Source organism: Pandoraea sp. XJJ-1 (genome assembly GCF_026802345.1).
Taxonomy (GTDB): Bacteria; Pseudomonadota; Gammaproteobacteria; order Burkholderiales; family Burkholderiaceae; genus Pandoraea; species Pandoraea cepalis.
In genome coordinates this window covers 4,352,132-4,365,172 of the sequence record NZ_CP113827.1, presented here as the reverse complement: position 1 = coordinate 4,365,172, position 13,041 = coordinate 4,352,132, and the positions used below count along the sequence as shown (strand labels likewise).

The window sequence follows — 13,041 nt, the reverse complement described above, 5'->3', positions numbered from 1 at the left end:
CCACGCGGCGTAGTGCAAAGTCGCGGCGGCTCAGTATAATTTCGCGGCAAGCGTCGGCGGTCGTCGCCGGCGCTGCTTCGGACTGGCTTGACGCCAGGCACCCTCCGCCAGGACATTTGCCGATGACCGGTCAGGATTTGCCCAGCTTGCTCCCTGGCTTGCTGCCGCGCCTCTGGGCGTTCGCCCTGCGCATTACAGGCGATCGCCACGATGCCGAGGATCTCGTGCAACGTGCCTGCCTGCACGCGCTTGAGCGCGTGCATCAGTGGCAGCCGGGCACCTCGGCGTTGAGCTGGATGTACCGCATCGTGCACACCACGTGGATCAACGAGATCCGTGCGCGTCGTGTCCGCTCGCGCGGCAGCCTGGCCTGGGACGATGCCGACGTCGAGGCGATTCCCGATCTTCAGGCGTCCACGCCCGAAGACCTGGCCAGTTACCATCAGGTGTTCGGCGCCGTCGATCGTCTGCCCGAAGCCCAGCGGCTCGTGGTGCTGCTCGTCGCTGTCGAAGGGCTGAGCTACCAGGAGGCCGCGCTGGTGCTCGACGTGCCCATCGGTACGGTCATGAGCCGCTTGTCTCGCGCACGCCGAACCGTCGGCGACCAGTTCCGTCAATCCAGGGGGCAACCCCGCCGTGCCGACAACGTCGGCCCTGACGCTGGCGCACGTGAGGAGGATGCGTGATGAACGAAGACGATATCCGTCTGCTCGCGTACGTCGACGACACACTCCCCGCTGCCGAGCGGGCCGAGGTCGAAGCGGCCATCGGCGCGTCGCCCGAATTGGCCGACGCGGTCGAGGCGTTGCGCGCGTCGCGCCTGCCGTATCGGGAGACGTTCGCCGCACAAGTGATCCCGCCCGTGCCTGCCAGCCTGAGCGCCCATCTCGATGCATTGCTGCGCGCGCATGCGCAGCGGCAGACGCCGCAAGACGGTGCCGATGCCATGAAGCCGTTGAGCTCGGCGTCGCCCGTCGCGTCCGTATCCGTCAATGCATCCCTTGGTCCGCCCGCGGCGAACGATGCGCCCGCCGCACGCCGCGTGCGCGCGGGGTGGCTGCTCGCCGCATTTGCCGCTGGCGTAGCCGTCACCGCCATCACCTTGCCCTGGTTGCCGGGTGCGCTGAACCGCCTGGGCGCGGGGCACGGAGGACTCATGACGGCCTCGGTAACGGCGCCGCCGAAGTCGCCGCAAGGCACGACGTGGGTGCGCGCGGCCGCCGAATACCAGCAGCTCTATGTGCGCGACACGATCGCGTCCGTACGGGTGGACGATGGCGACATTGCGCGCACCGTCAGCGATATTCGGCACGACGACAATCTCGATATCAGCGTTCCCGACCTGCGCGCACAGGGGCTGACGTTCAAGGGCGTGCAACGCCTGCGCTGGCAGGATCGAACGCTGGTGCAGATGGTGTACCTGCCGGAGACGGGCGACCCCGTCGCCCTGTGCGTGGTGCGCGACCCGCGTCCGGATCAGGACGTGGCGGAGCAGAAGATCGACCGGATGGGCGTGGTGACGTGGCGCAAGGGACAGATCGGCTACGCGCTGATCGGTGCGCCGGGTTCGATCAATCTGAAGGCGGTGGCGAAGGGGCTGGCGCAGGGACAGGTCACGCGACTGTATGGTCTGGTGACGCCGCCGGCGCTTGCGCGAGGGGATGTGGCGTCGTAGCCGCGACCGCTGCCCTGTATCCAAGACAAAACACCCTCGGATCGAAATCCGAGGGCGTTTGTCGTTGCGGCAATGTCGTTCGCTACGCGTTGAGCCTGCGTGTCATGCCTGCGACATCTCACCGTCGCGAAGTCGCCACAGGCCGAGCGGATTGGCTTCCTGCAGGGCTTCGGGCAACAGCGTGTCGGGCAGATCCTGATAGCAGACCGGACGCAGGAACCGATCGATGGCCGTGGCGCCCACCGACGTGAACATGGCGTTCGACGTCGCCGGGAACGGACCGCCGTGGACCATCGCATGACACACCTCGACGCCGGTCGGGAAGCCGTTGGCGAGAATGCGTCCGGCGCGACGCTCCAGACTCGGCAGCAAGCGGCGCGCCGCCTCGGTATCGCCGGCGTCGAGTTGCAGCGTCGCCGTGAGCTGTCCTTCCAGACGCTCGGTGATCGCGATCATCTCTTCGACGGTATCGCAGGCAATCACGACCGATGCCGGGCCGAAGACTTCCTCATGCAGTGCCGGCGTAGCGAGGAATTCGGCGGCGCTCGTGCGGAAGAGAGCCGCTTGGCCCTGGCATGCCCCCCCCGCCTGACCGCGCGCGAGCAGCGTCACGTTCGGTTCGTCGACCAGTCGCGTCACACCCTTGTCGTACGCCTGATGAATGCCCTGCGTCAGCATCGTGCCGGCGGCTTTCGCACCGAGCGCTTCAGTAGCCGTGCGGCAGAAGCGCTCGAGCGCGTCGCCCGCGATGCCCAGCACCATCCCCGGGTTGGTGCAGAACTGACCGACGCCCATCGTGAGCGAGTCGACGAACCCCTTGGCGATCGCTTCGCCGCGCGCGTTCAGCGCCTCAGGCAGCAAATACACTGGATTGATACTGCTCATTTCGGCATAGACCGGAATCGGTACGGCACGCGACTGCGCAATGCGCTGGAGCGCGAGGCCGCCGGTGCGCGAACCGGTAAAGCCCACGGCGGCAATCGCCGGATGCGCAACGAGCGCCTCGCCCACGGCGCGTTCGCCCACGAGCAGCGAGAACACCCCTTCCGGCAGGCCAAGTGCCTGCACCGCTGAGCGGATGGCGCGGGCCACGAGTTCCGACGTTCCCAGGTGCGCCGAATGTGCCTTGACGATCACCGGGCAACCCGCGGCAAACGCCGATGCCGTGTCGCCGCCCGCCACCGAAAACGCCAGCGGGAAGTTGCTCGCGCCGAACACGGCCACGGGACCGAGACCGATCTTGGCCAGACGCAAGTCGCTGCGCGGCAGCGGCTCGCGCGCCGGCTGCGCCGGGTCGACGGTGGCGTCGAGGAAGTGGCCGTCACGCACCACGCGGGCGAACATGCGCAGTTGGCCAACGGTGCGCCCACGCTCGCCTTGCAGGCGGGCGGCAGGCAATCCGGTCTCCGCATGCGCTCGCTCGATGAGCGCGTCGCCCAGATCGAGAATGGCCTGGGCGACGGCCTCCAGGAACTCGGCACGCTTGGCGAGCGGCAACGCGCGGAACGGGTCGAACGCGGCGCGAGCCAGCGCGCAAGCGCGTTCGACGTCTTGCGCGTTGCCCGCGCCGAACGCGGGCGTCAGCCGCTCGCCGCGCGACGGGTCGAACGCTTCGAGCGTTCCCGCGCTGCCCCGCACGTCGGCGTGGCCGATCAACATCTCACCGGTAATTTGCATGCGTGGGCTCCTTAGCCTTCAACCTTCTTGATCAGCGCGTCGAGCATCTCGAGTTCGTTCGGCAGCAGGTCGGTCAGCGGCGCGCGCACCGGGCCGGCATCGCGACCGACGAGCTTCGCGCCCGCCTTGACGATACTCACGGCGTAGCCCGCGCGGCGGTTGCGGATTTCCAGGTACGGCAGGAAGAACGTGTCGAGCAGGCGGCCGATCGTGGCCTCGTCGTTCTCGCACACGGCGTGATAGAACGCCATGGCCGTCTTCGGAATGAAGTTGAAGACCGCCGACGAGTACACCGGCACGCCCAGCGCGCGGTAGGCGGCGGCATAGACTTCGGCCGTCGGCAGCCCACCCAGATAGGAGAAGCGGTCGCCCATGCGGCGACGGATCTGCACCATGCGCTCGATGTCGCCCACGCCGTCCTTGAAGCCGATCAGGTTCGGGCACGTCTCGGCGAGACGCTCGAGTTGGTCGGCGCCGAGCTTCGAATTGGCGCGGTTGTAGACGATCACGCCGATGTTGACCGAACGGCAGACCTGTTCGACGTGAGCGGCGATCCCGTCCAGGCTCGCTTCGGTCAGGTAGTGGGGCATGAGCAGCACGCCCTTGGCGCCAAGACGCTCGGCTTCCTGAGCGTATTCGATAGCCAGACGCGTCGGGCCGCCGGCGCCTGCCAGAATCGGCACCTTGCCTGCGCAGGTGTCGACGGCCGTCTTGATCACGGCGCTGTAATCGCGCGGGGTAAGCGAGAAGAATTCGCCCGTGCCGCCCGCCGCGAAGAGCGCCGTCGCACCGAACGGCGCCAGCCACTCAAGTCGGGCCGCGTAACCACGCGCATTGAAGTCGCCGTTCGCGTCGAAGTCGGTGACGGGGAAAGACAACAAGCCGTCGGAGACGATCTGCTTGAGTTCTTGAGGTGCGGTCATGTCAAGAGTTCCTGTCGGCCACGGGGCCGGTTTCGATAAGGAAGAAAGAAGCTCAACCAGCGCGCGGCGCTGAGTTATATGTCATCGTATAACATGTGGCGAAATCGAACAAGAGGCTGTTGGAAAGAATGGCAGTGGGATTAACCCGTACAAAGCATGGAAGGGGGATTTCCCCGATTTATCCGGCAGACTTGAGGGGTACGCACAGCGCGAATCTAGATGTATGATGACACATGAGTGGCGGCATGCGCGACAACGTCGAAATTCGACGCCGTTATGCGCGCTGGCCGAGAGAGTCTTCAGCGTCGATGGTGTATCGCATGTGTGAACCCGTGCAGGCGCCGCATCTCATCGGAAAACAGGAAGGAGTGAGCAACATGGCATCAATGATGGACGCGGGGCGCACGGACGCCGCGGGCGAAGCCGGGTCTGGGACGAAGGATGTGCCGCGCTATATTCGGATGCAGCCGGACGACAATGTCGCCATCGTCGTGAACGACGGCGGTTTGCCTGCCGGTCGCCGGTTTGCCGACGGGCTAACGCTCGTGGACGCCGTGCCCCAGGGGCATAAGGTCGCGCTGACCGATCTGGCCGAAGGCGCGCCGGTGATTCGCTACGGTGTGGTGATCGGCTATGCGGCGCGCGCGCTGCCCGCAGGCAGCTGGGTCAACGAGCGCAATCTGGTCATGCCCGAGGCGCCTTCGCTGGATCGCCTGCCGATCAGCACACGGGTGCCTGCGTCACTGCCGCCGCTCGAGGGCTTCACGTTTCAGGGCTATCGCAACGCCGACGGCTCGGTCGGTACCCGCAACATTCTGGCGATCACGACCACGGTGCAGTGCGTGGCCGGCGTGGTCGAATTTGCCGTCAAGCGGATCAAGGAGACGTTGCTGCCTCAGTATCCGAACGTCGACGACGTTGTCGGGCTGGAACACACCTACGGCTGCGGCGTGGCCATCGATGCGCCGGACGCCGACGTGCCGATCCGCACGCTGCGCAACATCTCCACGAACCCGAATTTCGGCGGCGAAGTGATGGTCGTGAGTCTCGGTTGCGAGAAGCTTCAGCCCGAGCGCCTCTTGCCGGCGGGCAGTATTCCGATCGGCAGCGCCAATGCGGATGGCAAGCCCGATACCGTCTGTCTGCAAGACGACGCGCACGTTGGCTTCCTGTCGATGATCGATTCGATCCTGGCAACGGCGCGCACGCATCTGGAGCGGCTCAATGCGCGCCAGCGCGAGACGGTGCCGGCGTCGGAGCTGGTGGTGGGCGTGCAGTGCGGCGGCAGTGACGCGTTCTCCGGGGTGACGGCGAACCCGGCGGTGGGCTTCGCCACGGATTTGCTCGTGCGCGCGGGCGCGACGGTCATGTTTTCCGAAGTCACCGAGGTGCGCGACGGGATCGATCAACTCACCTCACGCGCGGCGACCCCGGAAGTGGCCGACGCGATGATTCGCGAGATGGCCTGGTACGACGCCTATCTCGAGCGCGGCCGCGTCGACCGCAGCGCCAACACCACGCCGGGCAACAAGCGCGGCGGGTTGTCGAACATCGTGGAAAAGGCGATGGGGTCGATCGTGAAGTCCGGCACGGGGCCGATTCACGGCGTGATCGCGCCGGGGGCGAAGCTTGATCGCTCGCGCCAGCGCGGGCTGATTTACGCCGCCACGCCAGCGAGCGATTTCATCTGCGGCACGCTGCAACTCGCGGCGGGGATCAACATGCACGTCTTCACGACCGGACGCGGCACGCCTTACGGGCTGGCCGAGGTGCCCGTCGTCAAGGTGGCGACGCGCTCCGATCTGGCCCGTCGCTGGCATGACCTGATGGATGTCGACGCCGGGCGCATCGCCACGGGCGAAGCCACCATCGAAGACGTCGGCTGGCAGCTCTTTCACCTGATGCTCGCCGTGGCGAGCGGCGAGAAGACCTGGGCGGAACGCTGGGGCCTGCACAACGCGCTCGTCCTCTTCAACCCGGCGCCCGTGACCTGACCCGGAGGCGCACTTCAGAGATCGGCTGGCGTTTGCGCCAGCCCGAACTCGAGCATGGCCGGGACAAAGCAATGATTGAGCGTGTCGCGCCGCGAGAGCTTCGCGAGCACATAGCGACGGAACGGCGTGAGCGTGGCCCAGTCGCCCACCGCGGGCGGCAGCAGATCGGCCAGTTCGCACTGCTTGAGCAGTCCCGGCGGCAACGCGTTCGTATCCTGCCAGGCGGTCGGCGCAGGGTCGACGCTGCGCGCCACCGCTTGCCCGAGATACTGGCTCGCCATCTCGTCGAGACGCGCGGCAAAGTCCTCGTCGCCGGGCCTGCATGAGGCCAGCGCCTCGCGCGCCGCTTCGGGCAGGCGTTGCCAGTCGGCCAACGATAGATGTTGACCGTTGCGATCCAGATTGAAGCGAATCGCCATCGTGATGAATGTCAGGTTCTCGCAGGCTTCGATCTCGAAAACGAAGATCGGCAGACGCTGATAAAGATGCATGAGAGTCACTCCCCGGGGCGCAGCATCGAAAACAATCATGGTACTTCAAGAGGGCGCACTCTCGTGCGCTGCGCTGTGTCGCCCGCGTCGCTACGAGGAAGGCGTGCCGGCGGAACGTCGTATTCCGACATCAATCCCCTAGGTTCTTGGGAAAAGTCTTGAATTTGCGTGTTTGAGCGACGTTGTCCGCATTTGCCGTTCACGATGGCGACCGACGTCGAATCGTCGTCATCCCTCGGGGCGCGGACGGTCGTTCACGCCGCCCCCGCGGGGAGGCCGGAGGGCTATGGAGCGACGTGGTTTGCGCACTTCTAGAGCCTCCGTTCTTTTTCGTATCCCTAAGGGATTCCTATGGTAGATGTTTGGCCCGCAGGCGCCTGCGTTCATGCCCGGCATGGCATGCGCGGCTTGCGCGGCAGTCTTGCACGAGGCGCGGGCGTCCGCGCCATCCGATTTTCGAAAGGAGCCGACATGCCGTCCAATGCGCCGCCGTCACCGTTTCCTTTTCTTCCCGTCGTCCTGGAGTCGCCCGTCGGGGCGCAAGGTCGCGCGATGTCTTCGCCCGACGGGACCGCCTGCATGCCTGAGCCGGCGTCACGTCGGCTGGCGCGCGGCGCGCCGGACACGCCGCGTGGCAAAGGGCGAACCCCGCCCCGCCGTCGTTTGGGCGCCGTGCAGAACGTGCCGGGCCTGTCGCTGGGCGATGGGGGCGCGACGCTCCGCGTGGAGGTCGTCAGGCGTATCGATCCCGCGGGGGTGGCGCTGCTGGGGGCGATCGTCCGATGAGTGCCCCGATCGCGTCACCGGTCGCCACGCCTCTGCCCGCTGCGCCGGTCGCGTTGGCGGCGTACGACACGGCGGTATGGGTCATCGCGTCGCCGCATGCGCGATGGACGGTCGAGGCGCAGGCCGTCGTCGTGTCGTCGCACGAGGTGTCGTGCACGTTGCACGGCGCGCTTGCCGAAACCGCGATGTGGCTGGATCGTATGCGGCACGGTGTGCTGCTCGCCGAGGCGCCGTTGCCGGGCACCTGGCTCGCGATGCTGGTCGACGAAGCGCTGGTGCAGGTGTTGCCCGCCACGCAGGGCAGTATCGTGCCGGCGTTCGGGCGCATTTGCGACGATTGGGTGCGCGGCATTTTCGCCGCGCCATTCTGGACCCGCTTCCTGGCAGGCGAATCGAGCGACGTCCAGGTGCTGGCGTTTCTCGCGCAGCACTACCATCGCGCGGCGGGGGCGGATGTGCACAATCGCATGGCGGTCGAGCGCTGCACCGACGCGGCGCTGCGACCAATGCTGTTGCGCCAGTATCGCGAGCAGCGCGGACAGGCGACGATGCTTGCCGCCGGCCTCCTTCGCTGTGGCCCGGCGGCCCGCACCTTCCTCGACAGCGGTGCGTTCGATGCGACGCACGCGCTCATCGACTTCATCATTGGCGCGGCGGGCGACATGCCCGCCTACGTGGGGTGTTGCGCGCTCAGTCAGGCACCGGCGGCGGTGCGTGCGGCCAGCGAGATCGAGGCGCAGTTCGACGCGCTCGCGCAGCGATATCCGTCGGCTGCCGAAGGGTTCGCGGCCGTCGGAGCGCACGCGCGGCAAGACGCGAGTGTCTGCGGCGGGACCCCGTTGCTCGCGCAGTGGGTGGAGGAGGCGGGCGAGCCCGATGCGGCGTCGCGCTTGCGCATGCTGCGCGGGGCGCACGGTGTGGCGGCGGCCTATCGGGTCATGTTCGACACGTTGCATCGTCTGGACGACGAAATCTGAGGTCGGCGCGCGGGCCATGCCCCCGAATGGGGCATGCGACTCGTATAATGGCGTCCGAACGGCGGGGGCGGTGGTGCCTGCGAGCCGTCTGCCCCCTGACCATGACAACCCAACTCGCCTACCTTGCCGCGCTCGGTGCTGCCCTTTGCTGGGCCTTCAGCGGCATGATCGCCATTACGCCCGTGCGCCGGGCCGGTTCCTTCCCGTTCAATTACGCCCGCATGCTGCTCGTCTTCGCGATGCTGCTCATCGCGGTGGCGGTGCAGCGAGGCTGGCCGTCGCTTACGCTGGAACAGTGGCTGCGACTCACGGCGTCGGGGCTGATCGGCATTCTCGTGGGCGACACGATTCTCTATACGTCGCTCGGCCGTCTCGGGCCCCGCCGCAACTCCATCGTCTTCGCGACGAACGCCCCGATGACCGCCGTGCTCGGCTATGTTTGGCTCGGCGAGGCACTGGGCTGGCGCGCGGTGATCGGGGTGGCGCTGGTCACGACGGGCGTGGCGCTCGCCGTCGCATTCGGTGGCCGGCGCGAGGATGCTCATCACTGGGAGTCCGTGCGTGGCGATGTGCGTGTGGGCGTCGCCATCGGGCTGGTGGCGGCGCTGTGTCACTCCGTGGGAACGCTCATCGCCAAACCGGTCATGGCCGCCGGCGTCGATCCGGTGAGCGCGTCGGCGGTGCGTGTGGGGGTGTCGGCGCTCGGGCTGACGATGCTCGCCGCACGGCGCGGGCGTGACCTCTTCTCGGCCTTCACGCCGGGCACGCTCGCGCTCACGGCAGCGTCGGGCTTCGTCGGCGTGGCCGTCGGCATGACGCTGCTGCTCTACGGCATGGGCCACGGCAACACCGGCGTCATTGCGACGCTCTCGGCGACCACGCCCGTCGTGGTGTTGCCGCTGATGTGGATTCGCACCCGGCAGCGTCCGGCGGCAGGCGCCTGGTGGGGGGCGTTGATCGCGAGCGCGGGCGTCGCGTTGATCTTCAACCGGTGAGCGGAGACGGACGCCAATATGGGGGGCGGCTCAGGTGCCGCCTCGCGCTCAGCGCGTGAGTGGCGGTTGCAGGGGGTCGGAATGCTGACGCGATGCGTCGGTCGTCATGCCGGACGGCGGTGCTTGCGGCGCAACGGCCGGGCGAGGCAGGTCCGGCGTCAGCAAACGCCGCAGCCAGGCCGCAAGCCGTTCGAAGACGCCTGGATCGTCGTTGAACAACTCGGGGCGCAGGACTCGCAGGTAGTCGAGAATCTGTTCGGCCTCCTGAGCACCAACCGACCCGTAGATCACCGCCAGATCGAGGAGTGCACGCAGTTCGCCGAGTCGCTCGCGCGCTTGCAGTGAGCGGGCCGTTTCCACGCTGCGCTTGGCGTCGAACACGCGCTCGCGCAGCACGGAGGCGGCGCGCCACGCGGGCGTCTGCAACGACGCTTCCAAGGCGCGGAGGTCTTGGGCAGAGCTGACGATCTGTCCCGCGAGCGATTCCACGATGCGTTCCTCGCCCTTCGCTTCGCGCACGATACCTTCGGCCCAGCGGCTCGCCTGACGCGACATGTCCTCGCGCGTCCATTCGGGGCGAGAGACGAAATAGAAGCCGTGTTGACGCGCCTGGTTCAGGATGATCGAGACGACGTCCGGGAACTGCTTGTCGAACGTGCGCTTGGCCCACGCGTAATGCCCCCCGGCGAGCAATTGTGCGACGGCGGCTTCGGTGAGCGGAACGGTGCTGTCGAGCAGGCGGGCGCGCAGGAAGTCGTCGAAGGGCGGTGGCGTGAAGTGACGGTCCACGGCGGCGGAAATGCGCACGAACGCGTCGAAGTCTTTCTTCAGATCCGCCAGCGCGATGTCGGAGAGGGTTAGCGAAATGCGGCTCATCGTGACCGACCCCAAGGCGCCGTCGCGACGACGCAAAGCCGACGCGCGAGCGAGTGCGCGTTAGCCAGTCGAGTGTCTGTGCCAGTGCCGCGAGCCGCAGGTGTTACTGCCGAAGCTCGTGCCACGTGCATCCCCATTGCGCGTGAAGTCATGTGCAGCGATACGTGTCAACGGTGCGCCGCGGTCATGGCCGCGCGCTGTGAAGATGGCCCTTGAGGGGACACAGGCGGACGTCCCGGCGTGTCGGATCCCATGGCGTTCATGGCGGCAATGCTAGCCTAATCCTGGCTAGCGATCCCCGCGTCTCCACCGTCTCCCCAGGAAATTCACATTTCGCATGGCGGACAGCAGGCGTCTGCATGCATCAACGGCATGGTGACGTCAAAACTTTAGCGATAAGGGCCGGATTTTTTGCGCGGCGTCGTGCGCGGGTCAGCTTCCCGCCGCGGGGCGCAGCAGATAGACGGCGAAGCGCGCGCGGGCATCGAGCCAGACGCGCTCGACATCCCACCCCGCGGAGCTTGCCAGGGCGCGGAACTCCGTCTGACCGTACTTGTACGAGTTCTCGGTGTGAATGGACTCGCCTGTCATGAAGTCGAAGCGATGGCCCAGCACGCTCGCGCGGAAAGGGCGCTGGGCGACGAGATGCATTTCGATCCGACTGGCGGCCGCGTTGAAGCGGGCTTCGTGACGGAAGGCGTCGAGCGGCAGGTCGCCGTCGAGTTCGCGATTGATGCGCGTGAGCACGTTCAGATTGAACTGCGCGGTGACGCCGCGCGCGTCGTCGTAGGCGGGCAGCAGCACGGCGGCGTCCTTGCAGGCATCCACGCCGACGACCATCCGGCGGCGCGGGCCGAGCATCTTGCCGACGTGGGCAAGAAAGGCGGCGGCCTGTCCGGGCGCGAAATTGCCGATCGTCGAGCCGGGAAAGAAGCCCAGGCGCGGCCCTTGGGTGGTCTGCAACTGCGGCGGCAGGCGAAACGGCCGGGTGAAGTCGGCGCGCACCGGCAACATGGGGATGCCCGGGCAGCGGCGGGCCAGCGTGGCGACGGCGTCGTCGAGGAAGTCGTCGGCGATGTCGACGGGCACATAGGCGCGCGGCGTGACCAGCGCGTCGAGCAGCAACGGCGTCTTGCGACTCGAGCCGCTGCCGAATTCGACGACGACGGCGTTCGGGCCAATGACGTCGGCAATCGCGGCGGCGCATTCGCCGAGCAGCACCGTTTCGGTGCGTGTCTGGTAATACTCGTCGAGGCCGGTAATCGATTCGAATAGTTCGCTGCCGAGCCGGTCGTAAAGCCAGATGCTGGGCAGCGACTTGGGCGTGTGGCCGAGACCGGCGAGCACGTCCGCCGCGAACGCATTTTCCGGCAGCGACGGACAAACGAACGGCGTGGCTTGGGGGGCTTGCGACATCAGCGATCCTCCGCGAGCCTCAGGCCGCAGAACTGCCAGCGCTGATGCGGGTAAAAGAAGTTGCGATACGTGGTGCGTGCATGTCCCGGCGGCGTGGCGAGCGAGCCGCCGCGCAGCACGAATTGTCCGCACATGAATTTGCCGTTGTATTCGCCGACGGCCCCCGCCGCCGGTCGGAATCCCGGATAGGCGACGTAAGGGCTGGCCGTCCATTGCCATACCGGGCCGAAGCGTTGCGCCATGGCGGGTTGCGAAGCGGGCGACACGGTTGCCGCGACCTCCCACTCGTGTTCGGTCGGCAGACGCTTGCCGGCCCATCGCGCGAAGGCGTCGGCTTCGAAATAGCTTACGTGCCGCACGGGCGCGTCGTCGTCGATCGGTTGCATGCCGGCGAGCGTCATCGACTGCCATTCGCCGTTGTGCAACTCCCAGTACAGCGGATGTCCCCACCCTTCGCGTTGCACCGTCGCCCAACCGTCGGACAACCAGAGTCCCGCCGTGCGATAGCCGCCGTCGTCGATAAACGCGCGCCACTCCCCGTTCGTCACCACGCGCGAGGCGATCGCGAAGGGGCGGAGCAAGATGTCGTGGGCAGGGGTTTCGCAGTCGAACGCAAAGGGTCCGCTCGATTCGCTCTCGTGCCCGACGCGATGCTGGCCACCGCTGTGGGCAATCCATTGCAGCGGCCCGGCGATGTCGCCGGCGCAGGCCGGTTGGCGATGCGCGGGACGCAACGGATTTTGCGCGAACAGATGCAGCAAGTCGGTGTGCATCAGCTCCTGGTGCTGTTCCTCGTGATGCAGGCCGAGGGTGACGAGTGCGTGAACGTCGGGCGGGAGATCGGCATGCAGCAGGCGCTCGTGCATGGCGGCGTCGACATGGCGCCGATAGCGCAGCACGTCATCGAGCGTGGGGCGAGAGAGCAAGCCGCGTTGCGGGCGCGGATGGCGCGGACCGGCGGCCTCGTAATATGAATTGAAGAGATAGGCGAAGCGCGGATCGTAGGGGCGGTAGTGGCGGCCCGACAGGGCGCCGGACTCGCTCAGCAAGAAGGTTTCGAAGAACCATGTGGTGTGCGCGAGATGCCACTTGATGGGGCTGGCGTCGGGCATCGACTGCACGGTGGCGTCGGCGTCGGAGAGGTCTTGCGCAAAGGCGACCGAGGCGGCGCGCACGGCATCGTAGCGCGCCACGGCTTGCGACGTACAACAGGGGAGGGCCATGGGGACAC

The 13,041-nt window shown here is 67.1% G+C and carries 12 protein-coding genes; 6 read left to right on the top strand and 6 right to left on the bottom strand.

From position 1 onward, the window contains the following. The first annotated feature begins 122 nt into the window (after positions 1-122). Both OYT13_RS20070 and OYT13_RS20065 read left to right on the top strand, forming a co-directional pair. On the top strand, positions 123-686 hold the full coding sequence (locus OYT13_RS20070; RefSeq protein ID WP_017232543.1) for an RNA polymerase sigma factor: 564 nt from the start codon (positions 123-125) through the stop codon (positions 684-686). Then, a complete protein-coding gene (locus OYT13_RS20065) occupies positions 686-1,675 on the top strand; it encodes an anti-sigma factor (RefSeq protein ID WP_261939780.1) in 990 nt (329 codons plus the stop codon). Before OYT13_RS20070 ends, OYT13_RS20065 begins: the two co-directional genes overlap by 1 nt. Positions 1,676-1,777: 102 nt before the next feature. Here OYT13_RS20065 and OYT13_RS20060 read toward each other — a convergent pair whose 3' ends face one another. Further along, on the bottom strand, positions 1,778-3,352 hold the full coding sequence (locus tag OYT13_RS20060) for an aldehyde dehydrogenase (NADP(+)) (RefSeq protein WP_268566864.1): 1,575 nt from the start codon (positions 3,350-3,352) through the stop codon (positions 1,778-1,780). Positions 3,353-3,363: 11 nt separating this feature from the next. Then, complete coding sequence (gene kdgD / locus OYT13_RS20055) at positions 3,364-4,275, bottom strand: 5-dehydro-4-deoxyglucarate dehydratase (RefSeq protein ID WP_017232956.1); 912 nt, start codon at positions 4,273-4,275, stop codon at positions 3,364-3,366. A gap of 386 nt (positions 4,276-4,661) precedes the next feature. Between kdgD and garD the strand changes: the two genes are divergently transcribed. Further along, the gene (gene garD, locus OYT13_RS20050) at positions 4,662-6,269 is read left to right on the top strand and encodes a galactarate dehydratase (protein WP_268567911.1); all 1,608 of its coding nucleotides are present in this window, start codon (positions 4,662-4,664) and stop codon (positions 6,267-6,269) included. Between the two features lie 14 nt (positions 6,270-6,283). On the opposite strand, the gene OYT13_RS20045 is transcribed toward garD, so the two are convergent. After that, positions 6,284-6,760 carry a nitrate reductase associated protein gene (locus OYT13_RS20045; RefSeq protein WP_017232958.1) on the bottom strand — a complete coding sequence of 159 codons (477 nt, stop codon included), beginning with the start codon at positions 6,758-6,760 and terminating at the stop codon, positions 6,284-6,286. Between the two features lie 579 nt (positions 6,761-7,339). Between OYT13_RS20045 and OYT13_RS20040 the strand changes: the two genes are divergently transcribed. The 3 genes from OYT13_RS20040 to OYT13_RS20030 all read left to right on the top strand — a co-directional run bounded on the left by OYT13_RS20040 (position 7,340) and on the right by OYT13_RS20030 (position 9,518). Then, positions 7,340-7,546 carry a hypothetical protein gene (locus OYT13_RS20040; RefSeq protein WP_268566863.1) on the top strand — a complete coding sequence of 69 codons (207 nt, stop codon included), beginning with the start codon at positions 7,340-7,342 and terminating at the stop codon, positions 7,544-7,546. Then, a complete protein-coding gene (locus OYT13_RS20035; protein WP_268566862.1) occupies positions 7,543-8,523 on the top strand; it encodes a hypothetical protein in 981 nt (326 codons plus the stop codon). Before OYT13_RS20040 ends, OYT13_RS20035 begins: the two co-directional genes overlap by 4 nt. A gap of 101 nt (positions 8,524-8,624) precedes the next feature. Further along, positions 8,625-9,518 (top strand): DMT family transporter, encoded by an 894-nt coding sequence (locus OYT13_RS20030; RefSeq protein ID WP_261938019.1) that lies wholly within the window; start codon positions 8,625-8,627, stop codon positions 9,516-9,518. 48 nt (positions 9,519-9,566) lie between these two features. Here the strand turns inward: OYT13_RS20030 and OYT13_RS20025 are convergent, their stop codons facing one another. From OYT13_RS20025 to egtB, 3 genes are all read right to left on the bottom strand, one after another. Beyond that, on the bottom strand, positions 9,567-10,394 hold the full coding sequence (locus OYT13_RS20025; protein WP_017232962.1) for a DUF4088 family protein: 828 nt from the start codon (positions 10,392-10,394) through the stop codon (positions 9,567-9,569). A 432-nt stretch (positions 10,395-10,826) separates the two neighbouring features. Continuing rightward, the gene (gene egtD, locus OYT13_RS20020; RefSeq protein ID WP_017232963.1) at positions 10,827-11,810 is read right to left on the bottom strand and encodes an L-histidine N(alpha)-methyltransferase; all 984 of its coding nucleotides are present in this window, start codon (positions 11,808-11,810) and stop codon (positions 10,827-10,829) included. Then, positions 11,810-13,033 carry an ergothioneine biosynthesis protein EgtB gene (gene egtB / locus OYT13_RS20015; RefSeq protein ID WP_017232964.1) on the bottom strand — a complete coding sequence of 408 codons (1,224 nt, stop codon included), beginning with the start codon at positions 13,031-13,033 and terminating at the stop codon, positions 11,810-11,812. The genes egtD and egtB overlap by 1 nt, the downstream gene beginning before the upstream one ends. Positions 13,034-13,041 lie beyond the last annotated feature (8 nt).